At 63.8% G+C, this 19393-nt stretch carries 14 protein-coding genes; 11 read left to right on the top strand and 3 right to left on the bottom strand.

Going from position 1 to position 19393, the window contains the following annotated elements:
* The first annotated feature begins 35 nt into the window (after window positions 1–35).
* Window positions 36–3218 carry an efflux RND transporter permease subunit gene (locus tag ACWGPT_RS13520; protein WP_452606127.1) on the top strand — a complete coding sequence of 1061 codons (3183 nt, stop codon included), beginning with the start codon at window positions 36–38 and terminating at the stop codon, window positions 3216–3218.
* A 191-nt stretch (window positions 3219–3409) separates the two neighbouring features.
* Here the strand turns inward: ACWGPT_RS13520 and ACWGPT_RS13515 are convergent, their stop codons facing one another.
* Window positions 3410–3694 carry a helix-turn-helix transcriptional regulator gene (locus ACWGPT_RS13515; RefSeq protein WP_452606126.1) on the bottom strand — a complete coding sequence of 95 codons (285 nt, stop codon included), beginning with the start codon at window positions 3692–3694 and terminating at the stop codon, window positions 3410–3412.
* A 79-nt stretch (window positions 3695–3773) separates the two neighbouring features.
* On the opposite strand from ACWGPT_RS13515, the gene ACWGPT_RS13510 reads away from it, so the two are divergent.
* Genes ACWGPT_RS13510 through mnhG form a run of 6 tightly spaced genes read left to right on the top strand, consistent with a single transcriptional unit; the run spans window position 3774 to window position 9802 of the window.
* Window positions 3774–6695 (top strand): monovalent cation/H+ antiporter subunit A, encoded by a 2922-nt coding sequence (locus ACWGPT_RS13510; protein WP_452606224.1) that lies wholly within the window; start codon window positions 3774–3776, stop codon window positions 6693–6695.
* Window positions 6695–7033, top strand: coding sequence for a Na+/H+ antiporter subunit C (locus ACWGPT_RS13505; protein ID WP_452606125.1), 339 nt, complete (start codon window positions 6695–6697; stop codon window positions 7031–7033). Before ACWGPT_RS13510 ends, ACWGPT_RS13505 begins: the two co-directional genes overlap by 1 nt.
* Window positions 7030–8658: a monovalent cation/H+ antiporter subunit D gene (locus tag ACWGPT_RS13500; protein WP_452606124.1), complete on the top strand. Its 1629-nt coding sequence runs from the start codon at window positions 7030–7032 to the stop codon at window positions 8656–8658. The genes ACWGPT_RS13505 and ACWGPT_RS13500 overlap by 4 nt, the downstream gene beginning before the upstream one ends.
* Before the next feature lie 3 nt (window positions 8659–8661).
* The gene (locus tag ACWGPT_RS13495; protein WP_452606123.1) at window positions 8662–9138 is read left to right on the top strand and encodes a Na+/H+ antiporter subunit E; all 477 of its coding nucleotides are present in this window, start codon (window positions 8662–8664) and stop codon (window positions 9136–9138) included.
* A complete protein-coding gene (locus tag ACWGPT_RS13490) occupies window positions 9135–9416 on the top strand; it encodes a K+/H+ antiporter subunit F (protein ID WP_452606122.1) in 282 nt (93 codons plus the stop codon). Before ACWGPT_RS13495 ends, ACWGPT_RS13490 begins: the two co-directional genes overlap by 4 nt.
* Window positions 9413–9802, top strand: a complete 390-nt coding sequence (gene mnhG / locus ACWGPT_RS13485) for a monovalent cation/H(+) antiporter subunit G (protein WP_452606121.1) — start codon at window positions 9413–9415, stop codon at window positions 9800–9802. Before ACWGPT_RS13490 ends, mnhG begins: the two co-directional genes overlap by 4 nt.
* Window positions 9803–9815: 13 nt before the next feature.
* Here the strand turns inward: mnhG and ACWGPT_RS13480 are convergent, their stop codons facing one another.
* On the bottom strand, window positions 9816–10739 hold the full coding sequence (locus ACWGPT_RS13480) for a response regulator (protein ID WP_452606120.1): 924 nt from the start codon (window positions 10737–10739) through the stop codon (window positions 9816–9818).
* Entirely contained in the window at window positions 10732–14112 is a 3381-nt protein-coding gene (locus ACWGPT_RS13475) for a hybrid sensor histidine kinase/response regulator (protein WP_452606119.1), read from the bottom strand. Before ACWGPT_RS13475 ends, ACWGPT_RS13480 begins: the two co-directional genes overlap by 8 nt.
* Before the next feature lie 266 nt (window positions 14113–14378).
* Here ACWGPT_RS13475 and urtA point away from each other — a divergent pair, with 266 nt between their 5' ends.
* From urtA to urtD, 4 genes are all read left to right on the top strand, one after another.
* Window positions 14379–15668: an urea ABC transporter substrate-binding protein gene (gene urtA, locus ACWGPT_RS13470; protein ID WP_452606118.1), complete on the top strand. Its 1290-nt coding sequence runs from the start codon at window positions 14379–14381 to the stop codon at window positions 15666–15668.
* Between the two features lie 170 nt (window positions 15669–15838).
* Window positions 15839–17446, top strand: coding sequence for an urea ABC transporter permease subunit UrtB (gene urtB, locus ACWGPT_RS13465; RefSeq protein ID WP_452606117.1), 1608 nt, complete (start codon window positions 15839–15841; stop codon window positions 17444–17446).
* Window positions 17443–18603: an urea ABC transporter permease subunit UrtC gene (urtC, locus tag ACWGPT_RS13460; protein WP_452606116.1), complete on the top strand. Its 1161-nt coding sequence runs from the start codon at window positions 17443–17445 to the stop codon at window positions 18601–18603. The genes urtB and urtC overlap by 4 nt, the downstream gene beginning before the upstream one ends.
* A 4-nt stretch (window positions 18604–18607) precedes the next feature.
* Window positions 18608–19369 carry an urea ABC transporter ATP-binding protein UrtD gene (gene urtD, locus ACWGPT_RS13455; protein WP_452606115.1) on the top strand — a complete coding sequence of 254 codons (762 nt, stop codon included), beginning with the start codon at window positions 18608–18610 and terminating at the stop codon, window positions 19367–19369.
* The last annotated feature ends 24 nt before the right edge of the window (window positions 19370–19393 follow it).

Here is a 19393-nt window from a genome sequence, read left to right as displayed (position 1 = left end):
CTCGTTTTTCAAGCCCTGGAGAGAGGGTACCCGACATGAACATTTCCAGATTTTTCGTGGATCGCCCGGTCTTTGCGGCCGTTTTGTCGATCCTGATCGTGGTGGCGGGCCTGATCGGCCTGCGGTCCCTGCCGATCTCGGAATATCCCGAAGTCGTGCCGCCATCGATCGTGGTGCGCGCCACCTATCCCGGCGCCAACCCGACCGTCATTTCCGAGACCGTGGCGACTCCGCTCGAAGAGCAGATAAACGGCGTCGAGGACATGCTCTACATGTCCAGCCAGGCGACGTCGGACGGTGTCCTTACGGTGACCGTCACCTTCAAGCTCGGCACCGATCCCGACAAGGCGCAGCAACTCGTCCAGAACCGGGTCGCCCAGGCCGAGCCGCGACTGCCGGCGGAGGTGCGGGCACTTGGCCTCACCACCGTGAAAAGCTCGCCCGACTTCATCATGGTCGTCAATCTCGTGTCCGAGGATGACGGTTACGACATCACCTACCTGCGGAATTATGCGACGCTGAATATCAGGGACCGGCTCGCCCGTATCGAGGGTGTCGGCCAGGTGCAGGTCTTCGGGGCAGGCGATTATTCCATGCGCGTCTGGCTCGACCCGCAAAAGGCGGCGGAGCACGGGCTGGCCGCCAGCGATATCAGCAATTCCATCCAGGCGCAGAACGTCCAGGCGGCTGCCGGCATCATCGGCGCGTCGCCAAGCGTCCCGCAGACCGGGCTGCAGCTCAACGTGAACGCGCAGGGCCGTCTGAGCACGCCCGAGGAGTTCGGCAACATCATCGTCAAAAGCGGCGAGAACGGCGAAATCACGCGTCTGAGCGACGTTGCGCGCATCGAGCTCGGAGCGGCCGACTATACGCTGCGCTCGCTTCTCGACGGCCAGCCCGCAGTCGCGATCGCCGTCCTCCAGGCGCCCGGCTCGAATGCGATCGAGATCGCCAACACGGTCCAGGAGACGATGGACGAACTCCAGCTCGCCATGCCGGAGGGCGTCAGGTACGAGATCGTCTACGACACGACCAAGTTCGTGCGCGCGTCGATCGAAAAGGTCGTCGAAACGCTTCTGGAAGCGGTGGCGCTCGTCGTGCTCGTGGTGATCCTGTTCCTGCAGACCTGGCGCGCCTCGATCATCCCGCTGATCGCCGTCCCGGTCTCCATCATCGGCACATTCGCGGTGATGTATGCCTTCGGGTTCTCGATCAACGCGCTGACGCTGTTCGGCCTCGTGCTGGCGATCGGCATCGTGGTGGACGACGCGATCGTCGTGGTCGAGAACGTCGAGCGAAATATCGAGAACGGCCTCTCGCCACGCGACGCAACCTATCGCGCGATGCGGGAAGTTTCCGGACCGATCATCGCGATTGCCCTCGTGCTGGTCGCGGTCTTCGTTCCGTTGGCCTTCATTTCGGGGCTGTCGGGCCAGTTCTACCGGCAGTTCGCGCTGACGATCGCAATCTCGACCGTCATCTCGGCCATCAACTCGCTGACCCTGTCGCCGGCGCTGGCCGCGCTGCTCCTCAAGGGCCATCACGAGCCCAAGGACCGGTTGACGCGGGTGATGGACGCGCTGTTCGGCTGGTTCTTCCGTGGCTTCAACCGCGTCTTCGGCGCCGCGTCGAGAGGCTACGGCCGCACCGTCGGCGGGCTTCTGTCCCGCAAGAGCCTGGTGATGGTCGTCTACCTGGCACTTGTCGGCGCCACCTACGCCATGTTCACGACGGTTCCGGGTGGCTTCGTGCCGGCACAGGACAAGCAGTACCTGATCGGCTTTGCACAGCTTCCGGACGGCGCCACGCTGGACCGGACGGAAGAGGTGATCCGCAAGATGAGCGACATTGCGCTGGAACAGCCGGGCGTCACGCATGCCATTGCTTTCCCCGGCCTGTCGATCAACGGCTTCACGATCGGGTCCAACGCCGGCATCGTCTTCGCGGTCCTTGACGATTTCGAGGAGCGCAAGACACCGGAGCTTTCCGGCGGCGCCATTGCCATGGCGCTGAACGAGAAATATTCCGGGATCCAGGAGGCCTTCATCGCCATGTTCCCGCCGCCGCCGGTCAACGGCCTCGGGCAGACGGGCGGGTTCAAGCTGCAGATCGAGGATCGGGCCGGCTACGGCAATGCGGCTCTGGACGAAGCCACGAAAGCGGTTCTCGCCAAGGCCTACCAGACGCCGGAACTCGCCGGCATCTTCTCGAGCTTCCAGATCAACGTGCCCCAGCTTTTTGCGGACGTCGACCGGGCGAAGGCCGAGCAGCTGGGGGTCGCGGTGACGGACGTGTTCGAGACGCTGCAGATCTATCTCGGCTCCCTCTACGTCAACGACTTCAATGCCTTCGGACGCACCTACAGCGTTCGTGTCCAGGCGGATGCGAAGTTCCGTGCCGAAGCGGACGACATCAGCGAACTCAAGGTGCGTTCGCGGTCGGGCGAGATGATCCCGCTTTCGGCGCTCTTGAAGGTGGAGGAGACGACGGGACCGGAGCGGACGACGCGCTACAACGGCTTCCTTGCCGCGGACATCAACGGCGGACCGGCCCCCGGCTTCTCGTCCGGGCAGGCGCAGGAGGCGATCGAAAAAATCGTCAGGGAGACGGTCCCGCAGGGGATCGACTTCGAATGGACGGACCTGACCTACCAGGAAATCCTGGCCGGCAACTCGTCCATCGTCGTGTTCCCGCTGGCGCTGCTTCTCGTCTACCTCGTCCTGGCGGCGCAGTACGAGAGCCTGACACTGCCCATATCGATCATCATGATCGTGCCCATGGGGGTCCTCGCCGCGCTCACGGGCGTCTGGCTGACCGGTGGAGACAACAACATCTTCACCCAGATCGGGCTCGTGGTGCTGGTGGGGCTATCGGCGAAGAATGCCATTCTGATCGTCGAGTTCGCCCGGGAACTGGAACTCGACGGACGAACGCCATTCGACGCCGCGGTCGAGGCTAGCCGCCTGCGGCTGCGACCGATCCTGATGACGTCGATGGCCTTCATCATGGGCGTCGTGCCGCTGGTGATCTCGACGGGCGCGGGCGCGGAAATGCGGTCGGCCATGGGTGTTGCCGTCTTCTCCGGCATGATCGGGGTGACCTTCTTCGGTATCTTCATGACCCCGGTCTTCTACATACTGGTGCGCATCCTCTCGGGCAGCCGTCCCTTGCGGCGGTCCGGCATGCAGGAGGTTTCCGCTCTCTCTCCAGCGGAGTGATGCCTCCTGTGCCGCGCAGGCCCGGTCTCGGGTCTGCGCGGCGTCTCTATGCCCCGCGTTTCCCTCACCCCTGTCGGCAGTTGCGATGATGAACAGGCGGACCGGCGGATGCCCGCCGCAAATTCGGCGTGCACAGGTTCCGTCTCACGCGGCGCGGCAGTGCGGCAGATCAGCGCGCCTTGCCCCGATCGTCATTCGATCTCGCCGCCTTTTTTCGGAAATGTCGTTCCCACACAGCAAAGGCCGGTCCCGTGACCGGCTATGGGCGCGAAGACAACGCCGTTCTCCTCGAAGGTCCGTCGTAGCTGAATCGCGGTAGACTGGTGTAATCCGTGGCGGCCGCCCTCGAAGTCCCGGATCGTGCTCCGGGAGACGCTGGATCGCTCGGAGAGTTGCTGTTGCGTCCAGTCCAGCAGGCCCCGTGCAGCCCGACACAAGGCTGGTGTGATTACGGTGTCTTTGGTGGCTTGACCCATCACAAATCTCCTACCATATTGAAGCATATAGCCCATTTGGGGCGATTTGCGAAGCCATGACGGGAAACAAGGTATTGGGATAACCACCGAAGCCGCACTTCTCCTTCTTGCCGTCGCGCTGCCCTTCGTCGGCAGCGTGGTCGTCGCACTCGCATTGCGGACGGATTCGAAGCTGTTGCCTGCCTCCATAGCCGGGGCAGTCTGCGCTTGCGTCATCATTGCAACCGCTGCCCTTTATCCCGCCATAGCGGCAGGGGAGGTGGTGCGCCTGGAAATCCCGTGGCTGCCGCAGCTGGGGATAAACTTCACCCTGCGGATGGATGGCCTCGCCTGGCTGTTTTCCATGCTGGTTGCGATCATCGGTCTGCTGGTGGTGCTTTACGCCCGCTACTACATGTCGGACCAGGATCCGGTTCCGCGTTTCTTTTCCTTCTTTCTCGCGTTCATGGGCTCGATGCTGGGGATCCTGATCTCCGGCAACGTCATCCTGCTGTCCATCTTCTGGGAACTGACGAGCCTCTCGTCGTTCATGCTGATCAGCTACTGGCACCACAACCCCGCAGCCAGGGATGGTGCGCGCATGGCGCTGACGATCACGGCAACGGGCGGCTTCTGCCTGCTTGTCGGCCTGTTGATCCTAGGCTCGATCGTTGGCAGCTACGAGCTCGACGCCATCCTTGCCGCCGGCGACCAGATCCGCGCCCATCCCCTCTACCTGACGGCCTTGGTGCTCGTCCTGGTGGGCGCCTTTACCAAGAGCGCGCAGTTTCCGTTCCACTTCTGGCTGCCTTCGGCGATGGCTGCCCCGACGCCCGTATCCGCCTACCTCCATTCGGCGACGATGGTGAAAGCGGGCGTGTTCCTGCTCGTCCGAATGTCGCCGGCGTTGTCGGGGACCTATGAGTGGTATCTTCTGGTCGGCGTCGCCGGCGTCACCACCCTCGTGCTCGGCGCCTATTTCGCGATGTTCCAGCAGGACCTGAAGGGACTGCTCGCCTACTCGACCATCAGTCACCTCGGGCTGATCACCACCCTGATCAGCCTGGATAGTCCGCTGGCAACGGTCGCCGCGATCTTCCACATGGTCAACCATGCGACATTCAAGGCGTCTCTGTTCATGGCCGCGGGGATCATCGACCATGAGACGGGCACGCGCGACATCCGCAAGCTCGGCGGGCTCCTGAAATACCTGCCCATAACCGGCCGGCTCGCGATGATCGCCAGTGCGGCCATGGCTGGCGTGCCGCTCCTGAACGGCTTCCTCTCCAAGGAAATGTTCTTCGCGGAATCGGTGGAGACGCACGCCGATTCGATGATGGATGCGGCGCTTCCCTATTTCGCGGTCGTTGCCAGTGCATTCAGCGTCGCATACTCCCTGCGCTTCATCCATGCGGTCTTCTTTGGGCCGTTCCGCGCGGATCTGCCGAAGGGGATACCCCACGAGCCGCCGCACTGGATGCGCTTCCCGATCGAATTCCTCGTGGTGGCGTGTCTCGTCGTCGGCATCATACCCAACATCACCATCGGACCGTTTCTCCACGTGGCGGCGGCGAGCGTGCTTGGCCAGACAATGCCGCACTACAGCCTCTCCGTCTGGCATGGCTTCAACACGCCGCTGCTGATGAGCGGGCTTGCGCTTGCGGCCGGCGTTGCGATCTACCTCCTCTTCCGGGGGTACCTAGCGAAATGCGAGGACGGTCCGCCGCTCTTCCGCCATCTCCGGGGTCACCGCATCTTCGAGCGCATCCTGGTGACCGTCTCATGGCGCTGGGCAAGAGGGCTGGAAGCGCGTCTCGGCACGCGATCGCTTCAGCCGCAGCTGCGCTGGGTCACATTCATCGGTTTCCTTGCCGCGCTCTTGCCGCTCTATCTCTCCGGCTTCCAGTCGCGGATGATCGAGCCATCCCGCATCGACCTGCCGTTCTCCGGCCTCTGGATCATCGGCTCCTGCCTTGCCGTCGGCACGGCGTATCTGGCCAAGTATCACCGACTGGCGTCGCTGGTCATGCTCGGCGGCGTCGGCCTCATCGTCTGCATGACCTTTGTGTGGCTTTCGGCCCCCGATCTTGCCATCACGCAGCTTCTCGTCGAAATCGTCACCACGGTCCTCATCCTGCTCGGCCTGCGCTGGCTGCCCAAGCGCACGGAAGAATTGAAGGATGAACTGACCTATCGGGCACGGTTCAGACGCTTCCGCGACTTCGCGCTGGCGGTGGTCTGCGGCGTCGGGATGGCCTTCGTGGCCTATGCGGTTATGACGATGAGCGTTCCGGATGCGATCGCGAACTTCTTCATCGAGAATGCCTACAGCCAGGGCGGCGGTCGGAACATCGTCAACGTGATCCTCGTCGATTTCCGCGGCTTCGACACGCTGGGTGAAATCACCGTGCTCGGCATCGTCGCGCTGACCGTCTACGCGCTGCTGCGACGTTTCCGTCCCGCCCCGGACAGTATCGAGCCTCCGGAGCAGCAGAGGGTGCAGACCGCCTTCGACCAGCAGCAGCCCGAGCGGACAGAAGGAGACACGGCACGCGACTACCTGCTCGTGCCCTCCGTCATCATGCAATGGCTGTTCCCGGTCATCATCACCTTCGCGATCTACATCTTCATGCGTGGGCATGACTTGCCGGGCGGCGGCTTCTCCGCGGGGCTCGCCATGTCGATCGCCTTCCTCCTCCAGTATCTCGCCGGCGGTACGCGATGGGCCGAGGAGCGCATCCGCATCCTGCCGCTCAGGTGGATGGGGTCCGGCCTGCTCGTGGCCACCGCGACGGGAATGGGGGCATGGCTGCTCGAGTATCCGTTCCTGACGTCCCATTCGCGTTATCTCGAGCTTCCGCTCATCGGCAAGGTGCCCGCGGCGACGGCAATGCTGTTCGACCTCGGCGTCTTCATGCTGGTCGTCGGATCGACGGTCCTCATCCTCGTCGCGCTGGCCCACCAGTCGATCCGCATCAACCGCCTGAACGCACTCGAGAAGAAAGCGGAGGATGCCGGCTGATGGAATTCGTCCTCTCCATTGCGATCGGCATCATGACCGGCTGCGGCGTCTGGCTGCTCCTGCGTCCACGCACTTACCAGGTGATCGTCGGCCTCTCGCTCCTTTCCTACGCCGTCAACCTTTTCATCTTCGGCGTCGGAGGCGTGAAGTCGGACGAGCCGCCGCTGCTGATGGACGGCGTTTCGACCGCGGCGATCAGCGACCCCGTTCCACAGGCGCTGGTGCTCACCGCAATCGTGATCGGCTTTGCGACGACGGCGTTGTTCCTCGTGGTCCTCCTCGCCTCCCGCGGGCTGACGGGAAGCGACCATGTCGACGGCAGGAACGACCTACGATGATGCACTGGTCCCAACATCTCATCATCCTGCCGATCCTCCTGCCGCTCATCTCGGGCGCCGCCCTCCTGTTCATCGCCGAACGGCAGCGCGTCCTGAAATCAATGGTGTCGCTTGCGAGTTGCGTCACGCTGGCAGCGATTTCGCTTCTGCTCGTCGGCGTGGTGGGCACAGACGGCAGTTTCGACGGGGTCTACCTGGTCGGAAACTGGGCCTCTCCCTTCGGTATCGTCCTGGTGCTGGATCGCCTCTCCGCCCTCATGGTGGCGCTTGCGGCGGTGCTGTCGGTGCCGGTGCTGATCTTCTCCCTCTCCCGGTGGCACTCGGCAGGGGCGCACTTCCACAGCCTCTACCAGTTTCTGCTGATGGGACTGAACGGCGCCTTCCTGACCGGCGACCTGTTCAACCTCTTCGTCTTCTTCGAGGTGATGCTCGCGGCCTCCTACGGTCTTCTGCTGCATGGCTCGGGCCCGCTGCGCGTCAAGGCCGGCCTCCACTACATCGCCGTGAACCTGGCCGCGGCGCTCCTGTTCCTGATCGGCGTCAGCCTGATCTACGGGACGGCCGGCACGCTCAACATGGCCGATCTCGCGGCCCGCATTCCCAACATCGAGCCTGATCGCCGGATGCTGATGGAAGCCGGAGCAGCGGTTCTCGGGGTCGCCTTCCTGGTCAAGGCGGGGATGTGGCCCCTCTGCTTCTGGCTACCGAGCGCCTACAGCGTGGCCGCCGCCCCGGTGGCGGCGATCTTCTCGCTGATGAGCAAGGTGGGCATCTACATCATCCTGCGCCTGGTCATGCTCCTCTTCTCCGACGGGCCGTCCTCCGGTTTCGGATCGAGCATCCTTCTCTATGGCGGAATGGTGACGCTTGCCTTCGGCATCATCGGCGTCCTCGCCTCACAGGCACTGGCCCGGATCGGCGCCTATTCGGTGCTCGTCTCCTCCGGTACACTTCTTGCGGTAATCGGCCTCAACGACGCGGCGGCAACCTCCGGCGCGCTTCTCTACCTGCTCAGTTCCACACTGACGCTGGGTGCATTCTTCCTGCTGGTCGAGCTGGTCGAGCGATGCCAGGGCGCGGGCGCCTCGGTGCTTGCCGTCACCATGGAAGCCTATGGCGATGCGGACGAGGACATTCCCGAGGAACTGGACGGCGTGACCATGCCGGGGACGCTGGCGATGCTGGGCGTCTGCTTCGCCGCCTGCACGATCCTGCTTGCGGGCCTGCCGCCGCTTTCCGGTTTCGTCGCCAAGCTCGGCATCCTGTCTGCCATCATCGGGACGGGATCGATCGGCGTGCCTCCTTCGGGTCCGGCCCTGGCGGTCGCAGCGCTCGTCGTGCTTGCCGGGCTCTCCACGCTGATCGCCCTGACTCGCGCGGGCATCCGCACCTTCTGGAGCTCGATCGAGATCACCGTGCCGCGCGTTCTCGTGGTCGAGGTCGTCCCGGTTCTGGCGCTTCTCGGGCTTCTGGCGACGCTGACGGTATATGCCGGACCCGCGCTCGCCTACATGGAGGCGGCCGTGCGCTCGGCGTCCAAGCCCGGAACCTATCTGGACGAGGTCATGGGAACGAAGCCGCTGCCATCGTGGCGGGACCTCCAGCCGCAAGCGGAAGGGGACTGACCGATGTTTCCCTATCCGCTCCTCACCGTCGCGCTTCTCCTGATGTGGCTGCTTCTGACCAGCTTCAGCATCGGCAATGTCATCCTCGGCGGTACGGTCGCCGTCTTCGCCTCGTGGACCATGGCGGCGCTCAAACCGAGCAAGCCCCGGCTGCGCAAATGGTACCTGATACCAAAGCTGTTCGCGATCGTGATGATCGACGTCGTTCGTTCAAACCTGGCGGTCTGCTGGATCATCCTGCGAGGCCGCCCGCCCGGCCGGCACTCCTCTTTCATCAACCTGCCGCTCGACATCGATGACCCGACGGCGCTCGCCGTTCTTGCCGTCATCCTGACCAGTACCCCGGGATCCGCATGGCTGGAGTACGACTCGCGGGAACGCTCGGTGCTGATCCATGTCTTCGACCTGGCGGACGAAGCGGAATGGCGAGACCTCATCAAGAACCGCTACGAGAAGCTGTTGATGGAGATATTCGCATGAGCGCAATCATCATCTTCACCGCCGTCAGCCTTGCGCAGATCATGCTGATGATCGGGATGGCCGTCGCCTCGGTCCGGATGTTCTACGGCCCGCGGGCGCAGGACCGGATCATCGGCCTCGATGCGCTCTACGTGAACGCGATGCTGCTTCTCGCGACATTCGGCATCGGGACCGGAAGGACCGTCTATTTCGAGGCCTCGCTCGTGATCGGCCTGCTCGGCTTCGTGGCGACGGTGGCGCTGGCGAAATTCCTGATGCGCGGGGAGGTCATCGAATGATCTATTCGGCTGCCGACATCCCGCTCTGGGGAGCACTGCTCGTCGCCTTCTTCCTTCTGGTTGGCGCGGGGCTTGCACTCGTCGGCGCAATTGGTTTCCTGCGCCTTCCCAACTTCTACGAGCGCCTCCACCCGCCGACACTTTCGACCAGCTGGGGTACGGGCGGCATCATGACGGCGTCGATCCTGTTCTTCAGCCTGGCGGGAGGCCGCATCGTCGCCCATGAGATACTCATCGGGCTGTTCATCACCATAACGACGCCGGTAACCTTCATGCTTCTGGCAAGGGCCGCGCTTCACCGCGACCGGTTCGAGAACAATCCCGATGTGCCCGCCAAGGCAAGACTCGACGACGAGACGAAGGACGTTCCGCCGAAGGGTCCCTGATCAAGGTTCCGATCTACATCGAATAGAGAACCTGCGCGGCCTTCACCGCGGCCGAGGCACGGTTTTCGACGCCGAGCTTCACGTAGATCTGCTCCAGGTGCTTGTTCACCGTACGGGAGGAGAGGCCGAGAATGTCGCCGATGTCGCGGTTCGACTTGCCCTTGGCGATCCATTCGAGCACTTCCGATTCACGCGCCGTGAGGCTGAAATGCTGGCGCAGCATGGCCGAGCCCGAGCGGGGCCCGGAGCCGCTCAGCCGGAAGAGGAACTCGTCCGGGCCGATTGCTCCGAGAAATGTGAAATCCAGACTGCTATCGCCATCCTGGGCAAGCGCGAAGGAAGTGTCGCGCGATGCACCTTCCTGCGCCCGTCCGGCTAGCCATTCGGCAAGGCGCGCGGCCAACCCGTTCAGGCCAGTCTCGCTCCCCATGGCCGCATCGAAGAGCCGCATCGCCTGTGGCGTCGACCAGTGGATGCTGCCATCGTTGCGAACCGCGAGGAGATGGCGGCCGGCCGCATCGAGCGCGACGCGGGCGCTTTGCGCCGAACGGGCGTTAGCGAGATGCACACGTATGCGTGCCCGCAACTCGTCGATGTCGATCGGCTTGGTCAGATAGTCGACGCCGCCGGAATCGAGCGCATGGACCACGTGCTCCGTCTCGGTGAGCCCGGTCATGAAGATCACCGGCACCTGAGAGATGGAAGGGTTGGCCTTAAGCCGCCGGCAGGTTGCAAAGCCGTCCAGCGCCGGCATCACGGCGTCGAGAAGGATGAGATCCGGCGTTATGCGATCGACGATGTTGAGCGCCGCCTGTCCCGACGTGGCGATCAGCACGGAAAAGCCGGACTGTTCCAGCGCTTCGGTCAGGAAGGCCAGGGCGTCCGGGCTGTCGTCCACCAGCAGCACGATGTCGCGGGGATTTGCGGCGTCAGCCATTGGCGGCACGGTCTCCGGTGAAGCGGTTGAGGAAGGTCATGTAGCCGTCGAAATCGAAGGCCTGGACATAGGCGCCGAGTTCGGCCGCGAAGGGCCGGTATTCTTCCGCCTGCGCCAGGTCGGCGAGCTTGGTCTCTATGCCCCGCACGTAGCCGATCTCGCCGAGCCGCAACAGGTCATGGAGATGATTTTCGCCGGGACTGACGAGCTTCGCCGGCGAGGAGACGGTCGCGGCCTCCGTTCGATCGCCCTCGTAGATCCAGGTGAGGCCCAAATGGGCGGCAAGGCGGTCGCTCAGCTGGCGCATGTCGACCGGCTTGCCGATGGCGTCGTTGTGCCCTTCCGCAGTCGCGGCCGAGCCGTCGCCGATATTGGCGGAGAGCATGACGATCGGTCCGGTCTGTCCGCCGTCGCGCAGTTTCGTCACGAGGTCCCAGCCGCTCATGCCGGGCATGGAAATGTCGATGAGGAATAGGTCGGGCCTGACGCCCTCGATCAGCGTCAGGCAGTCCGGTCCGCTTGCCGCCGTCAGGACGACGAAATCCATCGGCACGAGCAGTTCGCGCATCAGGTCGCGATGATCCTCGTTGTCGTCGACGACGACGATGGTTCGCCGCGGGCCGCTGTAGGAGACGATCCGGCGTTCGGGGGCGGGCGCGGTGCTCGGGCGGTCGACGGCGGCGAGCATCAGCCGAACCGTGAACGTCGAGCCCTGGTCCGGTGTGCTCGCGACCGAAATCTCGCCGCCCAGGGTGTTGGTCAGAAGACGGGTTATCGTCAGGCCGAGACCGAGGCCCGGCATCGGCTTCACCGTATCGGCCTCGCCGCGCTGGAAGGGTTCGTAGATCCGAGCCAGATCCTTTTCAGGAATGCCGCGGCCGGTATCGCTGACCTTGAAGGTCGCGACCTGGCTCCGGTAGGAGATATCGAAGCGGACGCAGCCCTCGTCGGTGAACTTGATGGCGTTCGAGAGCAGGTTGACGAGGATCTGGCGGAGACGCTTCTCGTCGGTGCGGACATAGAGCGGCAGGCTGCGGGCGCGCTCGTGCTCGAAGCTCAGCCCCTTTGCCTGGGCCTGGAGCGAAAACATCTCGACGATCTGGTCGAGGAAATCCTGGATATTGATCTCGTTCGAATAGACCTGCAGCCGGCCCGCTTCGATCTTGGAGATGTCGAGGAGCCCGTCGATCAGTCCCGAGAGGTGGTCGGCGGATCGCCTGATGACCTTGATCGCCGACTGTCTTGGTGGGGGTATGGTCTCATCCCGCTCGAGGATCTGGGCATAGCCGAGAACGGCGTTCAGCGGGGTACGCAGCTCGTGGGAGAGGCCGACGACGTAGCGGCTCTTGGCGCGATTGGCGGCCTCGGCGGTTTCCTTCGCCTTCTGAAGTGCCGCATCGGTCTTCTTGTGCGCGGAGATCTCGCGCAGAAGGAGCGTGTTCTGGCGCGAGGATTCCTCCTCGGCCACGACCCGGCTGTCATGGGCGAGCACGTAGAACCACGAGACCACGCCGGCGATGATGGCGAAGACGAAGAAGACGATGAGGATCGTGCTGTAGATCACCTCGGCATTGGCGGGTGCCGCAAGACCCGCCTGGTAGGCAATCATGCCGAGGATGACGCCGATCAGGGAAATCGAGATCGCGGCCGCAACGCCGTACCGGCCGAGGCGCGTCCCAAGCCGGGCGACCACCGCCTGCGGCAGCACCTTCCTGGCGACGGCGCCCACCTGCGCGTTGAGGCGGGCGTTCGGCTTGCACATGTCGTGGCAGCGGCTGTCGAGCGAACAGCAGAGCGAGCAGATCGGCGCGGCATAGGCGGGACACCAGGCCATGTCCTCGGGCTCGAAAGGATGCTCGCAGATGGAGCAGGTGATGGAGCCGGCGGCTTTCCAGCTGCGGCGGGGCTTGCGGGCAAGATAGAAGCGTCCGCCGGTGGCGAACGCGATTGCCGGCGAAAGAAGAAAGGCCACGAGCGTCAGGTAGGTGGAGAGCGAGGCCATCACCGGCCCGAGCAGGCCGAAATGGGCGGCGAGAGCGATGCCCGCCGATCCGGCCATTGCCCCAAGGCCGACCGGATTGATGTCGTACAGGTGGGCGCGCTTGAACTCGATACCGGGCGGCGAGAGGCCGAGCGGCTTGTTGATGAAGAGGTCCGCAGAAATTGTGCAGAGCCACGACATGGCAATGATCGAGAAGATGCCAAGGGTCGCTTCCAGCAGCCGGTAGATGCCGAGCTCCATCAGCAGAAGCGCGATCGCGACGTTGAAGATCAGCCATACGACCCGCCCGGGATGGCTGTGGGTCAGCCGGGAAAAGAAGTTCGACCAGGCCAGCGAGCCGGCGTAGGCATTCATCACGTTGATCTTCAGCTGCGACACGACCACGAAGGCTGCCATCAGCAGGAGGGCCGCCGTCTGGTGCGGGATCATGTAGCCGAAAGCGACGAAATACATGTGCGCCGGATCGGCCGCGTCACCGACCGGGACACCGGTAGAGAGGGTCAGAACCGCGAGAAACGAGCCTGCCAGAAGCTTCGGGACGCCAACCACGACCCAGCCCGGTCCGGCGAGGAACACCGCCAGCCGATGGCGCCACTTACGCTGCCCTTCCGCGGGAAGGAAGCGGAGGAAGTCCACCTGCTCGCCGATCTGCGGCATCAGCGCCAGGATCACGGCCGAGGCGGCGCCGAATTCCAGAAGGTCGAAGGGGGCCGTCCCGCCCACTTCTCCATTGGAATGGCCGATGCCGGCAAAGGCGCGCCAGAGATCGAACTTCTCCCAGTCGAGGAAGGCGATGAACAGGAATGGAAGGATGTTGAGGACGATCCAGAAGGGCTGGGTTATCAGCTGGAAGCGCGAGATCAGCCGCACGCCGTAGATCACCAGGGGGATGACCACGACGGCACTGATGATGTAGCCGATCCAGGGCGGGATGCCGAAGGCGAGCTCGAGCGCGCCGGTCATGATCGAAGCCTCGATCGCAAACAGCATGAAGGTGAAGGTCGCATAGATCAGCGACGTGATCGTCGAGCCGATATAGCCGAAGCTCGCGCCCCGGGTCAGAAGGTCGATGTCGACGCCATGCCGGATGGCGTAGCGGCTGATCGGAAGCCCGACCAGCAACATCGCGATCGCGGCGACGAGAATGGCGAAAAACGCGTTCGTCGTGCCGTAGGAGAGGGTGATGGCACCACCGATCGCCTCGAGCGCCAGGAAGGAAATAGCGCCGATCGCGGTGTGCGAGATGCGGCTCGACGAGAAGCGGCGAGCGCTCTTGGCGGTAAAGCGAAGCGCATAATCCTCGAGCGTCTGGTCCGCGACCCAGCGATTATACTCCCGCCTGACCGGGATGATGCGTTGGCGTGCGGCCATGCCTATTATCTGGCGCCTCTGGAGGGGTGGCTATTGAATAGGCACTCTCGTTTGCGTCCGCAGGTTTGGCAAGCCCTTCCCTCGTCTAACGCGACCGCGGCGCCGGCGGGACCGGCGTCGCCTCGGTCTTGGGGCGACGACCATTCTCCCCCTGCGGTACGTCATTCTACGTATACAGGTTTGCGCTGCAGCGTCGGATAGTCCTCCACAGCACCGGCGAAAGCGTCCCGCTTCCGGTTGCAACGAACAAGAAGAGGGGTTCGACGATGAAGATTTCCGCAAGGCTTGGCGGCGCACTGCTTGCCGCAGCACTCTCCAGCACAGCCTTCCACGGCGCGCTGGCACAGGAAGACACGATCAAGATCGGTGTGCTGCATTCCCTGTCGGGCACGATGGCGATTTCGGAGACGACGCTCAAGGACGCCATGCTGATGCTCGTCGAGGAGCAGAACAAGAAGGGCGGCGTGCTGGGCAAGAAGCTCGAAGCTGTTGTCGTCGATCCGGCCTCCGACTGGCCGCTGTTTGCCGAAAAGGCCCGCCAGTTGGTCTCGCAGGACAAGGTTGCGGCGGTATTCGGCTGCTGGACCTCGTCTTCGCGCAAGTCCGTTCTGCCGGTGTTCGAGGAACTGAACTCGATCCTGTTCTATCCCGTGCAGTACGAGGGTGAGGAATCCTCCCGCAACATCTTCTACACGGGCGCTGCACCAAACCAGCAGGCCATTCCGGCCGTCGACTATCTCGCCGAAACGGAAGGCGTAGAGCGCTGGGTGCTCGCCGGGACGGACTACGTCTATCCGCAGACCACCAACAAGATCCTCAAGGCCTATCTCATGTCGAAGGGCGTGGCCGAGGAAGACATCATGATCAACTACACGCCGTTCGGGCATTCCGACTGGCAGACGATCGTGACCGACATCAAGAACTTCGGCTCGGCCGGCAAGAAGACGGCCGTCGTCTCGACCATCAACGGCGATGCCAACGTGCCGTTCTACAAGGAACTCGCCAACCAGGGCGTCAAGGCTGAAGATATCCCGGTCGTCGCCTTCTCCGTCGGCGAGGAAGAGCTTGCCGGTCTCGATACGGCGCCGCTGGTCGGCCACCTTGCGGCCTGGAACTACTTCCAGTCGGTCGAGAGCGATGCCAATGCCGAGTTCATCGAGCAGTGGCATGCCTTCACCAAGAACGACAAGCGCGTCACCAACGACCCGATGGAAGCGGCCTATATCGGATTCAACGCCTGGGTAAAGGCCGTCGAGGCGGCGGGGACCACCGAAACCGATGCGGTGCTCGACACGATCATCGGCGTCACCGTGCCGAACCTGTCCGGCGGCTACGCCACCGTCATGCCGAACCACCACATCACCAAGCCTGTCCTGATCGGCGAAATCCAGGCGGACGGCCAGTTCGAAGTGGTTCAGGAAACGCCGGCCGTGGTCGGCGACGAGTGGTCCGACTATCTGCCGGACTCCAAGGACCTGATCGCCGATTGGCGCAAGCCGATGGAGTGCGGCAACTTCAACGTCGCCACCGGCAAGTGCGGCGGCAAGGGTAGCTAATCGCCGTCCGAACTCCTTCTCCCGGACAGGGGGAAGGCGCCCGTGCCTCGCCGCGCCCTGCGCGTGGCCGGCCCGTGCGAGATCATCCTTCTCCCCGCGACCGGGGAGGAGGTGCCGGCAGGCGAACGAGGGCCGCCGCCCCGTTCGCCCGCCATTCCCGGGGACGAAGCATGCTTATCCGTTATCTCAGTCTGATCTTCCTGATCCTCTCCTTTGCCGGCTCCGCCATCGCGCAGGAGAGCGACCCGAAACCGTTGCTCGACCAACTCGGGAAGGCGAACTTCAAGGAGGCCGAAGACCTCATCGGGCGGATTGCCGCGAGCGGTGATCCCCGCGTCGTCCCGGCGCTGGACGCTTACGCCGAGGGCAATCTCTACGTTCGGAAGTCGGATGGCGCCGTTTTCACCACCAAGGCTGCCGGCTCGAAGCTGGAGCTCCTCGACCCGCTGACCGGCGAGAGCGCGGGCGAAGTCTCGAAATCCGCCGTCGCCAAGGTCAAGGTCAACAACAACCTCCGCCGCGCCATACGCGCCGCACTCGGCGGCCTGACGCTGATGAGCCCGGACCGCAATGCGCGGCTCAGCGCGGCGCAGGCGGTGCTCCAGTCGCCAAGCGCCGAAAGCCTGGAACTCGTCGAAGCGGCACTCGCCAAGGAAACCGATCCCGAGGTGAGGGCACGCATGGAAGAGGCGCGCGCCGTCTCCGTGCTCTCGTCCGATCGGTCCGTCGAGGAGAAGCGGCAGGCCGTCGAGGCCATCAAAGTTTATGGTGGGCGTGGTGCGATCGGCATCCTTCGCAGCGTCTACGGCGCGGCAGACCCCGCCCTCCAGCCGGATATCGACGCCGCTGTCGCATCGATCGAAAGCGAACTGGCGCTGTGGGACCTCGCGCAAAACGTCTGGTACGGCCTGTCGCTCGGCTCGGTGCTGCTGCTTGCCGCGATCGGGCTTGCCATCACCTTCGGCGTCATGGGCATCATCAACATGGCCCACGGCGAGATGGTGATGCTCGGCGCCTATTCCACCTTCGTCGTCCAGGACATCATCCGCTCGAACGCGCCGCAGCTCTTCGACTGGTCGCTGGCCATCGCCCTGCCGGTCGCATTCCTGGTAACGGCAGCGGTCGGTCTCCTGATCGAGCGCGGCGTGATCCGGTTTCTCTACGGCCGGCCGCTCGAAACGCTGCTCGCCACGTGGGGCATATCGCTCATCCTGCAGCAGGCAATCCGCTCGATCTTCGGGCCCACAAACCAGGAAGTGGGCAATCCTTCCTGGATGTCCGGTTCGTTCGCGCTCGGCGGCATGACGGTCACCTGGAACCGCATGTGGATCATCGTCTTCTCGCTGTCGATATTCTTCGCGCTTCTCGTGCTGATGAAGAAGTCGTCCTTCGGGCTCCAGATGCGGGCCGTGACACAGAACCGGCGGATGGCTTCGTCCATGGGCATACGTACGCCCTGGGTCGATGCCTTCACCTTCGCGCTCGGGTCGGGGATCGCGGGGATCGCCGGCGTGGCGCTTTCACAGATCGACAACGTTTCGCCCAACCTCGGCCAGAGCTACATCATCGACAGCTTCATGGTGGTCGTGTTCGGCGGGGTGGGCAATCTCTGGGGCACCCTTGTCGGCGCGCTGTCGCTCGGCGTCCTCAACAAGTTCCTCGAGCCCTGGGCGGGCGCTGTCCTCGGCAAGATCCTCGTCCTCGTGCTGATCATCCTCTTCATCCAGAAACGACCGCGCGGCCTCTTCGCGCTCAAGGGAAGGGCGGTGGAAGCATGATCACCGGCTTCATTCTTCGCGCCCTCGACGGCAAGCTCATCGTGGCGATCGGAATACTGCTTGCCATTGCGGCGCTCGTGCCGGCGCTGAACCTGCTGGTGCCGCCGGAAAGCGCCTTCCACGTCCCGACCTATGCGGTCTCGCTGTTCGGGAAATACCTCTGCTACGCGCTGCTGGCGCTCGCGCTTGATCTCGTCTGGGGCTATTGCGGCATCCTCTCGCTCGGCCATGGCGCATTCTTCGCGCTCGGCGGCTATGCCATGGGCATGTACCTGATGCGGCAGATCGGCAGCCGCGGCGTCTACGGCAATCCGGAGCTGCCGGACTTCATGGTGTTCCTCAACTGGCAGGAGCTTCCCTGGTTCTGGTACGGCTTCGACATCTTCCCCTTCGCCATGCTGATGGTGCTCTTCGTGCCGGGCCTGCTCGCCTTCGTGTTCGGCTGGTTTGCCTTCCGTTCCCGCGTCAACGGCGTCTACCTGTCGATCATCACCCAGGCGATGACCTATGCGCTTATGCTCGCCTTCTTCCGCAACGACATGGGTTTCGGCGGCAATAACGGGCTGACCGACTACAAGGATATCCTCGGCTTCTCCGTCCAGTCGGCCGGGACGCGAAACGTTCTCTTCGCGATGTCGGCGATCATGCTGGCGCTCTGCCTGCTGATCGCCTCGGGGATCGTGCGGTCGAAATTCGGCAAGGTGCTGGTCGGCGTGCGCGATGCGGAAAGCCGGGTGCGGTTCCTCGGCTTCCGGGTTGAAAACATCAAGCTCTTCACCTTCGTCGTCTCGGCGATGATGGCGGGGATTGCCGGTGCGCTGTTCGTTCCGCAGGTCGGCATCATCAACCCGGGCGAGTTCGCGCCAGCGAACTCCATCGAGGTGGTGGTCTGGACGGCGGTGGGCGGTCGCGGCACGCTGATCGGTCCGATCATCGGTGCAGTCCTCGTCAATGCCGGGAAGAGCTTCTTCACCGGCGCATTCCCCGAGTTCTGGCTTTATGCGCTGGGCGGGCTGTTCATCGCGGTCACGCTCTTCCTGCCCAAGGGGATCGTCGGGACGATCCAGCACGGGTGGAACGGGCGCAGGGCCATGAAGGCGGCGGCGGATGCAGAAAAGGGCAGGGATGCCGACATCCTGCCGCAGGCAGCGGAGTGACCCGATGACCATCGTTTCCGAAACCCGCGCGAAAAGCCTTCTCTATCTCGACAATGTCTCCGTCTCGTTCGACGGCTTCAAGGCGCTGAATGCCCTTTCCTTCGTGGTGGAGCCGGGAGAGCTCAGGGCCATCATCGGCCCGAACGGCGCAGGCAAGACGACGATGATGGACATCATCACCGGCAAGACCCGGCCCGATACGGGCACCGTGCTTTTCGAGGATACGATCGACCTGACCAAGCAGGACGAGGCGGATATCGCCCAGCTCGGCATCGGCCGGAAGTTCCAGAAGCCGACGGTCTTCGAAAGCCACACCGTGTGGGACAACCTGGAGCTTGCGCTCAATCGTTCCCGCGGCGTCTTCGCCACCCTGTTCTACCGGCTGACGCCGGAGGATCGGGAGCGGATATCGGAAATCCTCTCCACCATTCGGCTTGCCCACCGCAAGGACGAGTTCGCAGCCAACCTGTCTCACGGGCAGAAGCAGTGGCTGGAGATAGGCATGCTGCTCGCACAGGAGCCGAAGCTCCTGCTCGTCGACGAACCGGTCGCGGGCATGACCGACGCCGAGACGGCCGAGACCGCCATCCTGCTCCGGGAGATCGCCAGGACGCGCTCCGTCGTTGTGGTCGAGCACGACATGGGCTTCATCCGCGACCTCGGCGTGAAGGTGACCTGCCTGGCCGAAGGCTCGGTGCTGGCCGAAGGGTCGATCGATTTCGTCTCGAGCGACCCGAAGGTCATCGAGAACTATCTCGGGCGCTGAGGCGCAGCCGAAAGGGAAAGAGCG

This window comes from Pseudorhizobium sp. NPDC055634, assembly GCF_053618655.1.
The sequence above is the reverse complement of the archived record's forward strand: the minus strand, read 5'-3'. Positions and strand labels throughout refer to the sequence as shown.